Raw genomic sequence first — 16,761 nt, forward strand, 5'->3', positions numbered from 1 at the left:
GATTATCGATATACACTTATTGAAAAACGATGCAAGCGTTTTTTTCGAAAAACGATAAATTTTTGCTGAAAAAGGATAAATAGATGAGCGAAAATCATCGAAAATTGGCCCCCGGAGAGCTCATTATCGCCTCGCACAACGACGGAAAAGTACGCGAAATCAACGACTTACTAAAACCGTATTCGATGACGGCGATTTCTGCAAAAAAAATTGGCCTTCCCGAGCCCGAAGAGACCGGAAAAACCTTTGCGGCGAATGCGGGACTGAAGGCGCGGGCTGCGGCACAGGCTGCAAACCTGCCAGCACTGGCAGACGATTCCGGTCTTTGCGTTCATGCACTGGACAACGCCCCGGGCATCTATTCGGCGCGCTGGGCCGGCGACCCGCGCGACTTTGGTCACGCTATGAAGCGGGTTGAAACCGAACTCGCCGAACGTAATGCCAAGGACTATTCCGCCCATTTCGTGTGCGCCCTCGCCCTTGCCTGGCCAGATGGCCATGAGGAAATCTTCGAGGGCACGGTCCACGGCACCTTGGTTTTCCCCGGTCGCGGCGAAAAAGGGTTTGGCTATGATCCGATCTTCATGCCAGACGGGTACGAAACAACCTTTGGCGAAATGGACCCCGATGCAAAGCACGCGATGTCCCACCGCGCCGAGGCATTCCGTAAACTGATAAAAGAGAGTTTTTGATGATGATCAGAGCATTGGTTTTTATTGCACTTTTGGGCCTAACAGCGGCGTGTTCAAAAACCACGACCACATCGACCGTGACAAACGAGGTACCAGCTCCATCCCTCGAACAAATCGCTGAGAATGTTTGGATTCACAAATCCTACGCGGACTTTCCGCCTTATGGGCCCGTCCTTTCACAGGGCTTGGTCATAAAAACAGACGAAGGCATTGTACTGGTGGATACGGCGTGGACAAATGGCGACACCGCGATTGTTCTCGACCTGATTGAAGATACGCTTGGTGACGATCCTGACATGGCCGTCGTCACCCACGCCCATGCGGATAAAATGGGCGGTGTTGATACACTCAACAAACGCGGCATCGGTGGACGTGCGCACCCGCTCACCAATGAAGATGCGCCGGGGCGAAATTTAAAGCCTACGCAATATACGATTTTGGAGGACCGCGATATCGACACCCTGATGGGCTGGTCTGAGAATGGTGTCGATCACGATGGTCCGATTACGGTATATTATCCGGGCCCGGGCCATGCACGCGATAATATTGTTGTCTATCATGCGCCCTCAAAGGTCCTGTTCGTGGGGTGCCTCATCCGCCCCGGCACATCGAACAGCCTCGGAAACACAGCTGATGCCGATCTAAGCCAATGGGCACAATCGGTCCGCAACGTCGCCGCAACCTTTCCGGAAGCGCAAATCATTGTGCCTAGCCACTCGGTCGCCGGTGACCGAGCCCTCCTCGACCACACGATTGCCTTGGTCGAGGCAGCAAACGCAGAATGAACACTAAGCCATTTGGGGTATATCTGCACTGGCCTTATTGCGCCCGGATATGCCCCTATTGCGACTTTAATGTTTATAAAAACCGGACCAATGATGAAGCGGCGTGGATAGCCGCCCTGACCCAGGATCTGGATTTCTGGGCGAACCGCACAGCTGGTCAAAAGCTTTCAAGCCTTTATTTCGGCGGCGGCACGCCCTCGCTCGCGCCCCTTTCTGTCATCGAAGCGGTCATTACCCATTGCGATCAAAAATGGGGGTTTACGGATGATGCGGAGATCACCTTAGAGGCAAACCCGACAGATGCAGAACGGGCGACCTTCGCGGACCATGCGAAGGCCGGGATCAACCGCCTGTCATTGGGCGTTCAGTCCTTGCGTGATGATGCGCTCAAATTCCTCGGTCGGGAGCATGATGCCGAAGGCGCATTGCGCGCCATTGAAACCGCAAATGATGTGTTCAATCGCATAACATTCGATTTGATTTATGCGCGACCCAACCAAACGCTAGCGGATTGGGAAAAGGAACTGGGCGAGGCACTGGCGCTTGGATCATCCCATTTATCGCTTTACCAGCTCACGATTGAACCGGGCACAGCCTTTGCCAAAGCAGTTGATAGCGGACGCTGGCAACCCGCACCTGAAGATTTATGCGCCGATATGTTCGATCTCGCGCAGGCACAAGCCGCAGCGGCGCATATGCCCGCCTATGAAATTTCAAACCACGCCGCACCCGGAAATGAATCCCGGCACAATATGATATATTGGACGAATGCGGACTATATTGGCATTGGCCCCGGTGCCCATGGGCGCATTACCGAAAACGGCATTCGGATGGCAACAGAGACAGCGCTAAAACCGTCGGACTATCTGGCGAACCCGTCCGCAACGGAAACGCCGCTCACCCAAGACGAAGCGATGACAGAGCGCTTTTCGATGGGCCTTCGATTAATCGGCGGCATGCCCCTGACGCCAGATGATATGTTTTTCGATCAGGCAAACCGACTTGATACGCTCAAGCAACTGATAGAAGACGGAATGCTCGAATGGGATCAGCAAAATGTACGCGCGACTGCAGATGGGCGACGTCTTTTAAACCGCGTGCTTTACGCGTTACTGGGATAATGCGAGTAGAGAGCCATGAACGAAGTTAGTGATGTCGGGCACATTATCCAGCTGGCGGTGGCCCCGGTTTTTTTGCTCGCCGGTATTGGTGCGTTGTTGAATGTCGTGACCCATCGCCTGGCGCGGGTCATTGACCGGGCGCGTGTTTTAGAAGCGCGTCTTGGCGAACAGCCGAGCGCGACCGAAATCGGTCGTATCAAGGATGAACTGGCGGCGCTTGATAAACGCATGCTGTATGCACAACGGGCAATTTGGCTGTTTTCGATTGCCGCTTTATTGATCTGCGTCGTGGTTGCAACGCTCTTTATCGGCGAGTTTATCGCCGCGAATGTTGAAACGCTGGTTGCGATGCTGTTCGTTGCAACCATGCTGGGCATGGTCGCGGGATTAGTGTTATTCCTGATGGAAATATCAATCGCCACGCGGACATTGCGGGTCCGGGAAACATTGTTTGCAAAATAACCGCCCTATAGCGAAATGACACCAGAACAGAAACAACGCTACGCCAGACATATCCTCCTTCGCGAGGTTGGTGGCCAAGGCCAGAAAAAATTACTGGCGGCGCGTGTTCTTGTAGTCGGCGCGGGTGGATTGGGCGCGCCCATCATTTCTTATCTGGCCGCCGCTGGTGTCGGTACCCTCGGCATCGCCGATGATGACACGGTCGATCTTTCGAATTTACAGCGGCAGGTGATATTCAAAACCAAAGATGTGGGGCAGCCGAAAGCTGATGTCGCACAGGATTTTGTTAGCGCGCTAAACCCGAATGTGACGGTGATCTCGCACCCCCGCATTGATGCGGATAATGCGAACGCAATCATCAAGGACTATGATCTTGTGGTCGAGGGCGTCGATAATTTCGCGTCTCGTTACGCCCTTAACCGCGCTGTCATCGCGAGAAAAATACCGCTGGTCTCAGCGGCGCTGGGTCGGTTCGAAGGACAGCTTTCGACTTTCAAACCGTTTGAAAAGCCGGGTGTTCTGCCCTGCTATCGCTGTCTCGTCCCGGTGGAACCACCGCGCGACGAACAGATCAATTGTGCCGAAGAAGGGATTTTGGGGGTGGTCGCCGGTGTTATGGGAACACTCGCGGCGACCGAAGTCTTGAAGGAAATTCTATCCATCGGTGACAGCCTGGCCGGACGGCTCATGCTATATGACGGGCTGTCCGGACAGTTCAGAACCATCGGCCTGCCTGCGGACCCGGCCTGCCCTGACTGCGGGGCTTAATCTTTCAGGGTAATGACGACCACAGTGCCCGGTGCGACCGGGACTTTTGTTTCGTCATAGCGCGGCTTGCGCAGCTTAGGGACAAACCCGTTTGAAAATGCAACCGGTTCTTTCGGACGGCCCAACACTTTGCCGCGATTGAGGACACCATCGCCATTTTCATCGAGATACGCCGCAAAGGAATATTCGCCCGGCTCAAGCCCATAAAGGTTCAGGACAGCAACGCCATCCTCGCCGATCTCGGCTTGGTGCTTGACGCGCGCGGAATGCAGAAACGCCTCTTCGCTGTCATAAACGCTCAGCCGCACATACTGACCGGGCTTGACCGCAAACTCAGTATTCACCGCTGCGACGACGCGCGATGGGTCCGCATATTTGGAAGCCAAATCAAATTGATTGGGAACGGAATCCGCATGTGCGGCTCCGGCAATCAACGCAATAAACCCTATCCCCAACAATTTACGCACGGCGCTATACTTTCAGTTTCCACAAACAAGGCAGGTTAATTGGGCGAACAGATTGAGAAATCAAGCCAATTAACCGCAACTTAACCATATGATGCGCTCACAAAATTGCGATTCAACTAAAATTTGGGAAAAATCACGCCTGAATTAAAAGCTGTTACCGACTGGCCACGCCATAACTGATGAATCCGGCAAATTTCGGCATGCCCGGCGCGTAATGTTGGTCCAATTCATCAATCGTAAAACCGGCACTCCCGACAAGCCCGGTAGTATCGCGGTTGAGATTACAACCACCAGCAAGTTTGCCCCAGATACCATTGAGACGGTTTTGCCACCGCGCGACGCCCCGATCCGGAGCCAAACCATGTTCCAGAAAAACCAGCTTGCCGGCAGGGGTTAACACACGGCGCATGCCAGCCAGTGCTTTTTCGACTTCGGGGATTGTACACAGCGTAAAGGTCACAAGTACCGTATCGACGCTTTCATCCGGCAGCGGAATATCTTCGCCGGGCAGGTCCAGCCATTCAAACGGAACCTCAATATCCGCGACCCGCTTTTTCGCGCGCTTACGCATCGCCTCAGCAGGTTCAAGTGCATAAAGATGTTCAATCGCCGATTGGTCATAGAACGGAACATTATGACCAGAACCAAAGCCAATTTCTAAAACGCGCCCGGAAGCCCGCGGCACAATCTTCGCTCTTTCCTTGGAAACGGGCTTCATCCCACAAGCGCAGGATACGAGGGCCGGTTCGATATGATCGCTATACCAGCCCATTTGCCCTAACCCGCGCGCGGCAAACGTCCATCATCCAGCCCGAGGATGACCCGGTCCGGCGGCTTATGTCCGTCCGCGAACATTTTAATATTGATGATCATCCGCTCACCCATTTCCATTCGACTTTCAACGGTGGCGGACGCCATATGCGGAAGCAAAACAACATTTGGTGCACGCAATAATTTCTCGCTCGGCGCACCGCGTTCGTAAACATCAAGCCCCGCACCGGCCAGACGGCCTTCTTCGATCATGCTTGCCAGCGCTTCTTCATCAACGATCTCACCGCGCGAGATATTGACCACATAGGCTTGCGGCTGAAGTAATTCCAATCGGCGGCGCGACAACAGATGAAAGGTTGCCGGGGTATGCGGACAATTAATCGAAACGATATCAACCCGCGCCAGCATCTGGTCGAGACTGTCCCAATAGGTCGCGCCCAGTTCTTCTTCGATATGCGGGTTGATCGGGCTGCGGTTATGGTAATGGATTGAAAGTCCAAAAGCCTTGGCCCGTCGCGCAATCGCTTCACCCACACGGCCGAGCCCGATGATGCCGAGCTTTTTCCCGCGGACCCGATGGCCGAGCATCCATGTCGGCGACCAGCCTTGAAAATTGCCGCTCTCCAGCGCCCTGACGCCCTCGACCATACGCCGCGGCACGGCCAGTATCAGCGTCATAGCCATATCCGCCGCATCTTCAGCGAGAACCGACGGTGTGTTGGTCACGGTGATACCGCGCGCATTCGCAGCGGCCACATCGATATGGTCGGTGCCTGCGCCAAAATTGGCGACCATTTTTAGCCGGGGCCCGGCGGCATCGAAAAAGGCTTGATCCAACCGATCTCCCAAAGTCGGTGCCAATACGTCGACATCTTGAACGCGCTCGATCAATCCTTGCGGAGACAATGGCATGTCGGAATCGTGCAATGTCGTATCAAAGAGATCTGAAAGGCGCGCCTCGACCGGAGACGGAAGTTTCCGCGTTAGCGCCACTTTTAGTTTCTTCGGATCCATGCCTTTTGCCTTGCGTTCCTATTCGATTGCGAAATAAACATCTGGTTAACCCAAGATTAACGGCTTCGCCGTGTAATAAGGGTTTATTCACCTTTTAACGTTTTTTCGAGCGTCCTTTCATGTCGCGCCTTAATATTATTACAAAAATTTTCTCGGCGACCGGTTTTTTTCTGGCCTGCTATATGACCGCGCCCGCCAGCGCGGCGCAAGATCGTGCGCCCGCCAACCCCCCTGAAATCCGGCTGGATACGCCCTCGGGGCTGCCGGTGCCGCGACTTGTCTCGTTAAAGGCCAAAAAGACCTTTTGCCGGTCCGGTCCAAGCTTTGCCCATCCTGTAAGATTGACCTTCATGCGTCAGGGATTGCCGGTCATGGTCGTGGCCGAAACGACCGATTATTGGCGCAAAATCCGGGATTTAGAAGGTGATGAATGCTGGACGCACAAATCCAAGCTCTCCGGCATAGAGACCGCGCTGGTCCTCGAAGACGGGCTGCCGCTGCGGGCCCGGCCCGAAGCAACCGCCCCCGCCAAGGCCCGGCTGGGTCGCGGCGTCATCACCAAGGTCGAAGAAGAGCGGGATGGCTGGCTGCGGGTGACCGCCAATGGGCGCAAAGGCTGGGCAAGAGCCTCGGCTTTTTGGGGTGCCCGCGCCCAAATGCCGCTCGGTACGCAATATTCTTCCGCCCAAGCGCTCAATATTGCTGCGACGCATAATTGACCGAAGGCGGCGTCCCCTTTACCAAACGGCTAACACAAGCGAGGATCAGCCTCGCGTTAACGAAGTTAGTAATAAGGTCGCATGACAGAACAGAAAAACAGCTATAGCCGCGAAGAACTTCTCGAATGCGGCTATCATGGCCTGCGCGGAAAAGGCACCGCCCAATTACCAGTTCCACCCATGTTGATGTTCGACAGAATTGTCGAAATTAACGATGACAGTGGTGAATATGGCAAAGGCCGCATCGTTGCCGAACTCGATATCAACCCGGACCTTTGGTTCTTTGATTGCCATTTTCCGGGCGATCCGGTGATGCCGGGCTGTCTCGGGCTGGACGCTTTATGGCAGCTTGTCGGGTTTTTCCTGACCTGGTCAGGTCACCCGGGATCGGGACGTGCATTGGGCGCAAAAGACGTAAAATTCTCTGGCATGGTTGTACCGAGCGCCAAGCTTGTTACCTATGAGCTAGACATTCGCCGGGTGATGAGCCGTCCGCTCATTCTGGGTATCGCGAATGGGGTAATGAAAGTTGATGGTCGCCAAATTTATTCGGCCAATGACCTTCGTGTCGGGTTATTCTCGCAAGAGCAACTTGCGGCCGGCCTAAGCCTTTAAAATACTCTTTGGCGAGCACGAAAGGATATTTATGCGACGAGTCGTAATTACTGGCATGGGTGTCGTTTCTTCCATTGGTGACAATGTAGAAGACGTCAAGCAGGCTCTATATGAGGGGCGGTCTGGCATCGCTCGTGACGAAAGCTTTGCTGAGCATGGCTTTAAATGCCAAGTATCTGCCCGCCCCAAAATCAACGTAGAAGAAATTCTCGATCGCCGTACCCGCCGTTTCATGGGTGAAGGCGCTGCATGGAATTACCTTACCATGCGCGAGGCGATCGAAGATTCAGGCTTGAGCGAAGACCAGATCAGCCACCCGATGACGGGTATCATCATGGGGTCTGGCGGCCCTTCGACAAAAGCGATTGTTGAGGCCGCGGACATCACGCGCAAAACCGGCGGCACCAAACGCATCGGGCCAACCGTTGTGCCAAAGGCAATGGCATCAACCAATTCCGCAACATTGGCGGTGCCCTATAAAATCCTCGGCGTGAATTATTCAATTTCCTCTGCATGCGCGACATCGGTTCATTGCGTTGGCGCGGCGGCGGAACAGATCATGTGGGGCAAGCAAGACATTGTCTTTGCTGGTGGCGGTGAAGAACTCGACTGGACCCTCGCCAATATCTTTGACGCTATGGGCGCAATGTCGAACAGCTTTAACGACACCCCATCGGTCGCAAGTCGCGCCTATGACAAAGACCGGGACGGTTTTGTCATCGCCGGCGGCGCGGCAACGGTTGTCCTCGAAGAATATGAACATGCAAAAGCCCGCGGCGCGAAAATCTATGGCGAGATCGTCGGTTATTTCGCGAACTCCGACGGCTATGACATGGTGCAGCTTTCGGGCGAAGGGGCTGTCCGTTGCATGCGCGGCGCACTGGAAACAACGCGGCAACCCATCGACTATGTGAACCCGCACGGGACTTCGACCCCGGTGGGCGACCAGAAAGAAACCCAGGCGATTCGCGAGGTTTTTGGCAATGAGATCCCGCCATTCTCGTCCACTAAATCGCTGACCGGACACTCCCTTGGGGCCGTTGGCGCACAAGAGCTGGTGTATGGCCTGATCATGATGCGCGACAAGTTCCTCGCCGCATCGGCGCATATCGAAAATCTCGATCCGGAATTTGCTGACCTGCCGGTCATTCGCGAGCGCGTCGATAACGCCAAAATCGATTGCTTCCTGACCAACAGCTTTGGCTTTGGCGGAACCAATGGCTCGCTCGTCGTCGCAAGGGTCTAGGACATGAGCCAGCCGGTCATCATGGCCGTGATCGTCGCGATCATCATTGCGACGGGCGGCCTTTGGTGGTTCCGGTTAATTCTTCCCGTTGTTCGAAAACAGCCCAAAACCACTCGTTTTGGCGTTTACGCATTGGTCTGGCTCGCCTATTTCATTTTGACAATGATACTTATCGGGCGAAGCGGCGGCGCATAGCGAGCGGCGCACCGTGTCAACAAGCGGCTTGAAAGCCAAAAAGGATATAGAATTATGAGCAGCGATATTTCGTACCCGCAAGGCGATTTGATGAAAGGCAAGCGCGGCCTGATCATGGGCGTCGCGAATAAAAATTCGATCGCATGGCACATTGCGCAGCAGCTCAAAGCCCAAGGCGCAGAGCTTGGTTTCACCTATGCCAATGAGGCGCTTGAACGCCGCGTGCGCCCGCTCGCCGAAAGCGTTGATGCGGATCTTATTCTCGAATGTGATGTGCTGTCCGATCAATCAATGGAAGCGGCTTTCAAGACCGTCGCTGACAAATGGGGTGAGATTGATTTTCTGGTCCATGCGATTGCGTTCACGGACAAAACCGCGCTTGAAGGATCTTTCGTAGAAAACACGACCCGCGAGATTTTCCGCGACACGATGGACGTCTCTGCATTCTCATTCGTTGACGCTGCGAACCGCGCATCGAAAATGATGAAGCCCGGCGGCTCAATGATTACGCTGACATATCTCGGCTCAGAGCGCACAGTACCGAATTACAATGTCATGGGCGTTGCGAAAGCGGCCCTTGAAGCATCGACCCGCTATATTGCTCGTGATCTGGGACCACAGGGCATTCGCGTTAACGCGATTTCTGCCGGACCGATCAAAACGCTTGCTGCTGCAGGGATTTCTTCCGGTCGCCACATGTTCTCTTTCAATCGCGCGGCCAGCCCGCTGCGCGATGACACGGACCCGAAAGGCGTTGCGGGCGCAGCGCTTTATCTGTTGTCGGATTTGGGTGCGTCATGCACCGGCGAAACCCACCATGTGGATGGCGGTTTCCATATTGTCGGCATGCCCGACGAAGCCGCGCTTAAAGGCTAAGCAACACAACATACCGAAACGTAGAAAGGGCCGGATTTCCGGCCCTTTTTTATTCCGCCGCCGCGGGGATCATACCGCGCCGGTCTTCAAGCGCGGGTCCCGTTGGACGCCCTTCAAAGTCCGTCCAATGACGGTTTTCAAAGTCATATAATTTGCACGCTTTTAAAATGCGCCAATAGTCCTTGAAGGTGAAACGATAAGTCGTGACCGCGTCACCATAATGCGCCTTTAAAAGGCGACTTGCATGGTCGAGATTGTAAATCGGAATTGTCGACATGGCATGATGGGCGGTGTGTTCCATCACATTAAAATAAAGCCCGAGCCATTTCAGCTCTTTGATTTCCATATGGACCGTTCCTTCAATACAGGAACGATAGAACGACCAATCCTCCGCCTTATCAAACCAATGGGTGTCTTCATGGGCATGGTGTAAAAAGAAACTGAACGACGCAAGGAAGTTCCAAATCAGCATTGGCAGGAACCAACCAACCGCAAAAATCGTCAACAGGCTTCGCTCTGGGTGCCACATTTTACCGAGGGTCAGGATCGCGGTGATGATCAAGGCCTGGCCCACCACAACAAGAACCGAGTCCCAGAAATAGCGACGCCATTGCGCGCGGGTTTCTGGCGCGATGGGCAGAATGATTTTCGGTATCCAAATGCTGATCGGATAGTTGAAAATCTGACCAAGAATGCCGCGATTGTGGCGTTCTAAAAACCGGCGAAAGGGACTGGCGGCACGATATTCTTCCAGGCTCATCGGTGCCCAGACATAATCAACGCCTTTGAAGTTTGTTTTGCCATGGTGGAAGCGGTTATGACCAGTTTCCCAGAGGCTCGCGGAGTGGCCGGTCGGTAAAAAGGTCAGCCGGCCCATAATCTGATTGGCGCGAAGGTTTGGAAAATAACATTTGTGAACACAATCATGACCAATGATAAAAAGAAGGCCCAAACAAAACCCATTGGCGATTGAGGACAAAAGATTCACCCAAAGCGGAAATGGCCCGAGGGTGCCGTATAGCGTCGCGAAATAGGCCGCAAAATGCACCAGCGCGATAATCGCACCCTTGCGCCAAGATGGCGTTTCGATTGCGAGACGATCAGCCTCACTCAACCATTCAAAGGGACGCCCCGTGGGCCCTTGCGTGTCTGACATGTCTTGCGCTCACCTAAACTTTTCCAGAACAGATTAAGCGCAATACTATTATGTTCAAGTGACACAATCACGGCAGTGATTTTTGCCCTTGGCGGCGCGATTAGCTGCCCTGTTTTTCCGCGATCCAATTGTCGATTTTTTTCTCAAGCACCGGCAAAGGCATTGCGCCAGTCAACAAGATTTCGTCATGGAACTCGCGGATGTCAAAATCCGGCCCGAGGGCGGTTTCTGCCCGTTGACGTAGCTCGTTGATTTTCAGCATACCAAGCTTATAGGCGGTCGCCTGCCCCGGCCAAACCGAATAACGCTCGATCTCGCGGGTCACTGATGCGGTCGTGTCGCCTGTAACGCCTTGCATATAAGCAATCGCTTCTTCGCGGCTCCAGCGTTTATGATGAAGCCCGGTATCGGTCACGAGGCGCGCCGCGCGGAACAATTCCGATTGAAGGCGGCCAAGATCACCGAGCGGGTCATTCGCATAAAGCCCCATTTCGGCTGCAACCTGTTCCGCGTAAAGCGCCCAGCCTTCGGAAAATTCGGAATAGCCGAGCATATTGCGAATAAGCGGAAGTTTGGCCGCGCGTTCAAGCGAGCGCTGGAAATGATGCCCCGGCACCGCTTCGTGATAGGTAAGTGTATTCAAAGCGTGCTTCGGCCAGTCTTCGGTATTTTTGAGATTGATCCAGAAAATACCGGGCCGCGTGCCATCAAGCGAGGGCGCACTGTAATAGCCGCCCGAGGACGAGTCCTGTTCATAAATCGGTATACGGCGGACTTCGACCGGCTGCGACGGCAGCGTATAAAACCAATCATCGACGCGGGTCATAATTTCGGCGACCTGCGCATTGAGGTCCGACAGCAAATTCGCCCGGCCTTCATCCGTATTCGGGTAGCGCATGTCTGGACGCTTCCCGATCGACGAGAAACGCTCAGCGACGGTGCCTTCACTCAGGCCTTGTTCTTTCAAGATGGCGTCCATCTGTTCGGTGATACGGGCGACTTCCTCAAGTCCGAGATTATGGACATCCTCTGCCGTCATGCCGCCTGCGCCATAGGCCGCGAGGCGATGGGCGTAAAACGCAGCCCCTTCATCGCCGAGCGTCCAAATGCCGGCATCATCGCCCGCCTGGGATTTCAGGTTCTCAAGCGCCGCACCCAGTCGCGCATAGGCGGGATAAACATTTGCCTCGACCGCAGCCGCCACCCGCTCGATCAAGGCCGATTGATCATCAGCGCTCAATCCGTCAATTTTCTCGATTTTAGCGGCGAATGTCGTGGTCAGCGGGTTTTCCGCTGGCGGGGTTTCAGTGAACACACTGATGGTCCGCAAGGCACCATCAAGTGCAAATCGCGGCGGCACAATCCCCAATGCCGCATCTGAGGTCACGGTCTCGACGGTCTCGTCAAACACCCGGCCAAATTCGGAGAGCCGGGCAATATAATCTTCTGCATCCTGAGCGCTTTCGAGGCGATGCTGGGTCAGCATGACCCGCGGCAGAAATACCTGCGGCCCGGATCGTTGAGTGACGACATAAGGCCCCGCTGAACCGAAAGCGGTCGCCCCGCCGAAAGCAAACTGGTTCCGCTGCGCCGCCGTGTGATAGGTGTCGCGCAACACATCATAGGTAATCAGCGCCTGCCCCTCCAAGGTCGAGCGGTCGATGCTGCGGATTTCCTGCAAGAAGCGCTCGTTCATGGCGCGGGCGGCTTCGTTCGCGGCAAAGCCATAGCTTCCTAACCGTGCTCGGAACCCTTCGCCCGCGACCGTTTCATCGACACCCAGAACACTCGCATATTCCGGGGATGCGCGGAGGATTTCTGCGGCATGACGGTCAGCCATTTCCAATAGCTGATCAGAGGCCGTGACGATTTCAACCTCTTGGGTTTCAATTTCCTGATTTACCGGTGTGGTCGGTGTCGCATCCTTGTCGCCGCAACCGGATAACCCCACCAATGCCGTCACAGCGACACTTGCTAGAACGTATTGTCTGATGACCATCGCTTAGCTCCCCATTTATGTCCCGATGCGTGGTTCCAAAGCTTACCGTGCTTATAAAATCAGCCAACACTTATAGTGCGCCGCCAATACGGAAAATAAAAAAACGGCACCTGTATGCCACAGATGCCGTTTTTCTCGATTTTTTCAATGAAATCTGAGTGTTAGGAAATTATTCCTTCTCGATTTCCTTGCCGGTCTCCTGATCGACGACCTTCATCGACAACCGGACCTTGCCGCGATCATCAAAACCAAGAAGTTTCACGTAAACTTCATCGCCTTCTTTGACCACGTCGGTTGTTTTCTCAGGACGGCCATCAGCCAGCTGCGAAATGTGAACCAGACCATCACGCGGGCCGAAGAAATTGACGAATGCGCCAAAGTCCATGGCCTTAACGACCTTGCCTTTGTAAATCTCGCCCACTTCAGGCTCAGCCACAATTGAGTGAATCCACTTATAGGCTGCGTCGATCTGGGCTTTGTCATTCGATGCGATCTTGATCAGACCTTCGTCATCGATATTCACCTTCGCACCGGTCTCTTCGACGATCTGGCGAATGACTTTACCGCCTGTGCCGATCACTTCGCGAATTTTGTCTTTCGCGATCTGCATGGTTTCGATGCGCGGTGCATAGTCACCAAGGTCAGAACGGGCCGCGTCGAGCGCTTTGCCCATCTCACCAAGAATGTGCATACGCCCGTCTTTCGCCTGACCGAGCGCAACTTGCATGATCTCTTCGGTGATGCCGGCGATCTTGATGTCCATCTGAAGCGAGGTCACACCTTGATCCGTACCCGCTACTTTGAAGTCCATATCGCCGAGGTGGTCTTCGTCACCAAGGATGTCAGACAGAACAGCAAAGCGTTCGCCTTCGAGGATCAGACCCATCGCGATACCAGCGACCGGGCGCTTGATCGGCACGCCGCCATCCATAAGCGCGAGAGACGAGCCACAAACAGTCGCCATTGATGACGAACCATTTGATTCCGTAATCTCAGAAACAAGGCGAATGACATAAGGGAATTCGTCTTGTGACGGGATCACCGCTTTCATCGCGCGCCATGCGAGCTTGCCGTGACCAATTTCACGACGGCCCGTAAAGCCCATACGTCCGACTTCACCAACCGAATATGGCGGGAAGTTGTAGTGCAGCATGAACTGCTCTTTATACGTACCGGTAAGCGAATCAATCATCTGCTCGTCTTCGCCAGTACCGAGCGTTGCAACCACAAGCGCCTGTGTTTCACCGCGGGTAAACAGCGATGAACCATGGGTCCGTGGCAATACGCCCGCTTCGGCGACGATCGGACGAACCGTTTTCGTGTCACGACCGTCAATCCGCTCGCCCGTATCAAGGATACCGCCGCGAACGATGTCAGATTCAATTTCCTTGAAAAGGCCACTTACGACGCTTTTCGAAAGTGCGTTTTCGTCATCTTCATCACAGAATGCTTCGATCGCCTTGTTTTTCGCTTCGGCGATTTTTTCCTGACGGACCTGCTTGATCTGTTCTTTGTAAGCTGCCTTGACGTCTTCTTCGACGAGGGCACGGACTTTGTCCGCATGCTCAGAATGGTCAGGAGCCGTGAAGTCCCATGGGTCTTTCGCGCATTCTTCAGCAAAGTCGATGATCAGATCAATGACTTGTTTTGCCGCGTCATGACCAAACTTGACCGCGCCGAGCATGACCTCTTCCGAAAGCTCTTTTGCTTCGGATTCGACCATCATAACCGCTTCGTTCGTACCCGCCATAACGAGATCAAGCTGCGTATCATCCATCTCGTCGAGCGTTGGGTTCAGAACATAGCCGCCATTGATGTAACCGACGCGCGACGCGCCGATTGGACCCATAAATGGAACGCCAGAAACTGTAAGCGCCGCGGACGCTGCGATCATTGCGATGACATCAGGGTCGTTCTCAAGATCGTGGCTCAGAACTTGAGCAACGACGAGCACTTCGTTTTTGAAGCCTTTGGCGAACAACGGACGAATCGGCCGGTCGATCAAACGCGACGTCAGTGTTTCTTTTTCGGTTGGGCGGGCTTCCCGCTTGAAATAACCACCAGGAACGCGGCCAGCCGCATAGTATTTTTCCTGATAGTGAACCGTTAGTGGGAAGAAATCGAAATTAGGGTTCGCTTCTTTTGCGGCTGTAACGGCACAAAGAACCGATGTGTCACCATATGTGACAAGCACCGCACCATCTGCCTGGCGCGCAATTCGCCCCGTTTCGAGGGTCAGCGTGCGACCACCCCATTCGATTGATTTTTTCGTAATGTTAAACATGTTTTCTCTTCTTTCGTGCTGTGCCCTACGCGGATCGCAAGGCACCCTTCATGAAACCCGGAAAGCAAAGCGCCGCCCATCGAGGCGGCGCATTCAAGCTTATTTGGGCTGCATTCGAATGGCACCATCTAGCCTAAAGACGGCACCGTTAATCATCGTATTTCTGCAAATCTCTAAGGCGAGAGATGCATATTCATCTGGCCGGCCAAGACGTTTAGGAAACGGCACCATTGCCGCCAAAGCGTCCTGAACCTTCTGGTCCATTCCGGCCATCATCGGCGTCCAGAAAATTCCGGGCGCGATTGTGTTTACGCGAATACCCGCATTCATCAGGTCGCGCGCAACCGGCAATGTCATGCCAGCAACGCCCGCTTTTGATGCGCCATATGCCGCTTGGCCAATCTGGCCTTCAAACGCCGCAACAGAAGCGGTGTTCACGATAACGCCGCGCTCACCATCTGCCTGCGGATCATTCTTTTCCATCTCAGCCGAAACCAGACGGATACAATTGAAAGAACCGACAAGATTGACGTCGATTACTTTTTTGAAGCTCTCAAGACGATGCGGGCCATTTTTGCCAATCGTCTTTTCGCCAATTGCGATACCCGCGCAATTCACAAGAATTGACGGCGTACCATGCGCGGCAACTGTTTTTGCCAATGCGTCAGCAACGCTATCTTCGTTGCTAACGTCTACGGAGCAAAAAATTCCACCGAGGTCTTTCGCCAGCGCCTCACCCTTTTCGGCATTGAGGTCCCAAAGAGCGACCTTAACACCCGCAGCATTTAGCGCTTCTGCCGTTGCTGCACCAAGCCCCGACGCACCGCCGGTTATGATTGCTGACGTACCCTCAAGTTTCATATTTGCTCCGATTTATTTCGCTGTCACGATGGCGGGGCCATGGCCCCACCGTTTGATGACCAATAAATGCTTAGCGGCGAATGCCCAGCGATTCGATCAGCTTCTGGTAACGACCATGGTCATTACGCTTGACGTAATCGAGAAGACTACGGCGCTGAGAAACCATTTTCAAAAGGCCACGACGTGAGTGGTTGTCTTTTTTGTGGTCTTTGAAGTGCTCAGTCAGGTTGTTGATGCGTTCCGTAAGGATCGCGACCTGTACTTCCGGCGAACCTGTGTCGCCTTCGCTATTCGCAAATTGTTTGATGAGTTCAGCCTTGCGGCTAGCCGTAATCGACATTTTTACTTCTCCACGGCGTCGGATAAATGAAGGCCCCGCCGGGACGCCGTCCAGCAGGGTCGTTAAACATCGGCTTATGGGGGAAAAACCCCCGCCATGCAAGGCCAGAATACGCCTCAAGACATGGCCAAGATATATGATGAAAACAGGTACTTTTCATCAAACAAAGATCATCTTGACCGCTCTACTGAGCTCTGTCTTTTTGGAGCAATGCGCCAGCGAAAATACGCAGGCGCGATAATGTGCTAATTCTCGCTGTTTGCGCCATCACGCCATTGCCGGAGCGGTTTCTTGCTGACGGCCCCCGCCCGGCGAATATCGCTGAATTTCATGCGCTGTTTTAGTGGCGTCCCCTGCCGTTTATGGGGTTTGCACAACAGGCAGCCGGCG

General features: G+C 54.0%; 18 protein-coding genes. 10 read left to right on the forward strand and 8 right to left on the reverse strand.

Annotation, left to right across the window (positions count from 1 at the left end):
* Positions 1–83 precede the first annotated feature (83 nt).
* From rdgB to ABFZ83_RS11410, 5 genes are read left to right on the forward strand one after another with little or no spacing between them, the layout of a single operon-like run.
* The gene (gene rdgB / locus ABFZ83_RS11390) at positions 84–692 is read left to right on the forward strand and encodes an RdgB/HAM1 family non-canonical purine NTP pyrophosphatase (protein WP_411816675.1); all 609 of its coding nucleotides are present in this window, start codon (positions 84–86) and stop codon (positions 690–692) included.
* Positions 692–1,477 carry a subclass B1 metallo-beta-lactamase gene (bla, locus tag ABFZ83_RS11395; RefSeq protein WP_411816676.1) on the forward strand — a complete coding sequence of 262 codons (786 nt, stop codon included), beginning with the start codon at positions 692–694 and terminating at the stop codon, positions 1,475–1,477. Before rdgB ends, bla begins: the two co-directional genes overlap by 1 nt.
* On the forward strand, positions 1,474–2,598 hold the full coding sequence (hemW, locus tag ABFZ83_RS11400; RefSeq protein WP_411816677.1) for a radical SAM family heme chaperone HemW: 1,125 nt from the start codon (positions 1,474–1,476) through the stop codon (positions 2,596–2,598). The genes bla and hemW overlap by 4 nt, the downstream gene beginning before the upstream one ends.
* 15 nt (positions 2,599–2,613) lie before the next feature.
* Positions 2,614–3,060 carry a DUF2721 domain-containing protein gene (locus tag ABFZ83_RS11405; protein WP_411816678.1) on the forward strand — a complete coding sequence of 149 codons (447 nt, stop codon included), beginning with the start codon at positions 2,614–2,616 and terminating at the stop codon, positions 3,058–3,060.
* Between the two features lie 15 nt (positions 3,061–3,075).
* Positions 3,076–3,828: a HesA/MoeB/ThiF family protein gene (locus tag ABFZ83_RS11410; protein WP_411816679.1), complete on the forward strand. Its 753-nt coding sequence runs from the start codon at positions 3,076–3,078 to the stop codon at positions 3,826–3,828.
* Here ABFZ83_RS11410 and ABFZ83_RS11415 read toward each other — a convergent pair.
* The 3 genes from ABFZ83_RS11415 to ABFZ83_RS11425 all read right to left on the reverse strand — a co-directional run bounded on the left by ABFZ83_RS11415 (position 3,825) and on the right by ABFZ83_RS11425 (position 6,080).
* Positions 3,825–4,295, reverse strand: a complete 471-nt coding sequence (locus ABFZ83_RS11415; protein WP_411816680.1) for a DUF2141 domain-containing protein — start codon at positions 4,293–4,295, stop codon at positions 3,825–3,827. The two genes, ABFZ83_RS11410 and ABFZ83_RS11415, sit on opposite strands and share 4 nt — an antisense overlap.
* A gap of 154 nt (positions 4,296–4,449) precedes the next feature.
* A complete protein-coding gene (locus tag ABFZ83_RS11420) occupies positions 4,450–5,067 on the reverse strand; it encodes a class I SAM-dependent methyltransferase (RefSeq protein WP_411816681.1) in 618 nt (205 codons plus the stop codon).
* Between the two features lie 5 nt (positions 5,068–5,072).
* Positions 5,073–6,080, reverse strand: a complete 1,008-nt coding sequence (locus tag ABFZ83_RS11425) for a 2-hydroxyacid dehydrogenase (protein ID WP_411816682.1) — start codon at positions 6,078–6,080, stop codon at positions 5,073–5,075.
* A 119-nt stretch (positions 6,081–6,199) separates the two neighbouring features.
* On the opposite strand from ABFZ83_RS11425, the gene ABFZ83_RS11430 reads away from it, so the two are divergent.
* From ABFZ83_RS11430 to ABFZ83_RS11450, 5 genes are all read left to right on the forward strand, one after another.
* Positions 6,200–6,799: an SH3 domain-containing protein gene (locus ABFZ83_RS11430; RefSeq protein ID WP_411816683.1), complete on the forward strand. Its 600-nt coding sequence runs from the start codon at positions 6,200–6,202 to the stop codon at positions 6,797–6,799.
* An 81-nt stretch (positions 6,800–6,880) separates the two neighbouring features.
* Positions 6,881–7,414: a bifunctional 3-hydroxydecanoyl-ACP dehydratase/trans-2-decenoyl-ACP isomerase gene (fabA, locus tag ABFZ83_RS11435; protein WP_411816684.1), complete on the forward strand. Its 534-nt coding sequence runs from the start codon at positions 6,881–6,883 to the stop codon at positions 7,412–7,414.
* A gap of 31 nt (positions 7,415–7,445) precedes the next feature.
* On the forward strand, positions 7,446–8,660 hold the full coding sequence (fabB, locus tag ABFZ83_RS11440) for a beta-ketoacyl-ACP synthase I (RefSeq protein WP_411816685.1): 1,215 nt from the start codon (positions 7,446–7,448) through the stop codon (positions 8,658–8,660).
* A 3-nt stretch (positions 8,661–8,663) separates the two neighbouring features.
* On the forward strand, positions 8,664–8,855 hold the full coding sequence (locus tag ABFZ83_RS11445; protein WP_411816686.1) for a hypothetical protein: 192 nt from the start codon (positions 8,664–8,666) through the stop codon (positions 8,853–8,855).
* A gap of 54 nt (positions 8,856–8,909) precedes the next feature.
* Positions 8,910–9,731: an enoyl-ACP reductase gene (locus ABFZ83_RS11450; protein WP_411816687.1), complete on the forward strand. Its 822-nt coding sequence runs from the start codon at positions 8,910–8,912 to the stop codon at positions 9,729–9,731.
* A gap of 49 nt (positions 9,732–9,780) precedes the next feature.
* Here the strand turns inward: ABFZ83_RS11450 and ABFZ83_RS11455 are convergent, their stop codons facing one another.
* The 5 genes from ABFZ83_RS11455 to rpsO form a co-directional block, all read right to left on the reverse strand.
* The gene (locus tag ABFZ83_RS11455; protein ID WP_411816688.1) at positions 9,781–10,887 is read right to left on the reverse strand and encodes a fatty acid desaturase family protein; all 1,107 of its coding nucleotides are present in this window, start codon (positions 10,885–10,887) and stop codon (positions 9,781–9,783) included.
* A gap of 100 nt (positions 10,888–10,987) precedes the next feature.
* Positions 10,988–12,886, reverse strand: coding sequence for a DUF885 domain-containing protein (locus tag ABFZ83_RS11460; protein WP_411816689.1), 1,899 nt, complete (start codon positions 12,884–12,886; stop codon positions 10,988–10,990).
* A gap of 169 nt (positions 12,887–13,055) precedes the next feature.
* Positions 13,056–15,170: a polyribonucleotide nucleotidyltransferase gene (pnp, locus tag ABFZ83_RS11465; RefSeq protein WP_411816690.1), complete on the reverse strand. Its 2,115-nt coding sequence runs from the start codon at positions 15,168–15,170 to the stop codon at positions 13,056–13,058.
* A 99-nt stretch (positions 15,171–15,269) separates the two neighbouring features.
* Positions 15,270–16,031 carry an SDR family NAD(P)-dependent oxidoreductase gene (locus ABFZ83_RS11470; RefSeq protein WP_411816691.1) on the reverse strand — a complete coding sequence of 254 codons (762 nt, stop codon included), beginning with the start codon at positions 16,029–16,031 and terminating at the stop codon, positions 15,270–15,272.
* A gap of 70 nt (positions 16,032–16,101) precedes the next feature.
* Positions 16,102–16,371 carry a 30S ribosomal protein S15 gene (gene rpsO / locus ABFZ83_RS11475; protein ID WP_411816692.1) on the reverse strand — a complete coding sequence of 90 codons (270 nt, stop codon included), beginning with the start codon at positions 16,369–16,371 and terminating at the stop codon, positions 16,102–16,104.
* Positions 16,372–16,761: the final 390 nt, after the last annotated feature.

This window comes from Hyphococcus formosus, from assembly GCF_046736345.1.
Classification (GTDB): domain Bacteria; phylum Pseudomonadota; class Alphaproteobacteria; order Caulobacterales; family Parvularculaceae; genus Hyphococcus; species Hyphococcus formosus.

Excerpts from the sequence above, each read along its gene's own strand:
- rdgB (WP_411816675.1), top strand. The coding sequence starts at position 84 with ATGAGCGAAAATCATCGAAAATTGGCCCCCGGAGAGCTCATTATCGCC.
- bla (WP_411816676.1), top strand. The coding sequence starts at position 692 with ATGATGATCAGAGCATTGGTTTTTATTGCACTTTTGGGCCTAACAGCG.
- hemW (WP_411816677.1), top strand. The coding sequence starts at position 1,474 with ATGAACACTAAGCCATTTGGGGTATATCTGCACTGGCCTTATTGCGCC.
- ABFZ83_RS11405 (WP_411816678.1), top strand. The coding sequence starts at position 2,614 with ATGAACGAAGTTAGTGATGTCGGGCACATTATCCAGCTGGCGGTGGCC.
- ABFZ83_RS11410 (WP_411816679.1), top strand. The coding sequence starts at position 3,076 with ATGACACCAGAACAGAAACAACGCTACGCCAGACATATCCTCCTTCGC.
- ABFZ83_RS11420 (WP_411816681.1), bottom strand. The coding sequence starts at position 5,067 with ATGGGCTGGTATAGCGATCATATCGAACCGGCCCTCGTATCCTGCGCT.
- ABFZ83_RS11425 (WP_411816682.1), bottom strand. The coding sequence starts at position 6,080 with ATGGATCCGAAGAAACTAAAAGTGGCGCTAACGCGGAAACTTCCGTCT.
- ABFZ83_RS11430 (WP_411816683.1), top strand. The coding sequence starts at position 6,200 with ATGTCGCGCCTTAATATTATTACAAAAATTTTCTCGGCGACCGGTTTT.
- fabA (WP_411816684.1), top strand. The coding sequence starts at position 6,881 with ATGACAGAACAGAAAAACAGCTATAGCCGCGAAGAACTTCTCGAATGC.
- fabB (WP_411816685.1), top strand. The coding sequence starts at position 7,446 with ATGCGACGAGTCGTAATTACTGGCATGGGTGTCGTTTCTTCCATTGGT.
- ABFZ83_RS11445 (WP_411816686.1), top strand. The coding sequence starts at position 8,664 with ATGAGCCAGCCGGTCATCATGGCCGTGATCGTCGCGATCATCATTGCG.
- ABFZ83_RS11450 (WP_411816687.1), top strand. The coding sequence starts at position 8,910 with ATGAGCAGCGATATTTCGTACCCGCAAGGCGATTTGATGAAAGGCAAG.
- ABFZ83_RS11455 (WP_411816688.1), bottom strand. The coding sequence starts at position 10,887 with ATGTCAGACACGCAAGGGCCCACGGGGCGTCCCTTTGAATGGTTGAGT.
- ABFZ83_RS11460 (WP_411816689.1), bottom strand. The coding sequence starts at position 12,886 with ATGGTCATCAGACAATACGTTCTAGCAAGTGTCGCTGTGACGGCATTG.
- pnp (WP_411816690.1), bottom strand. The coding sequence starts at position 15,170 with ATGTTTAACATTACGAAAAAATCAATCGAATGGGGTGGTCGCACGCTG.
- ABFZ83_RS11470 (WP_411816691.1), bottom strand. The coding sequence starts at position 16,031 with ATGAAACTTGAGGGTACGTCAGCAATCATAACCGGCGGTGCGTCGGGG.
- rpsO (WP_411816692.1), bottom strand. The coding sequence starts at position 16,371 with ATGTCGATTACGGCTAGCCGCAAGGCTGAACTCATCAAACAATTTGCG.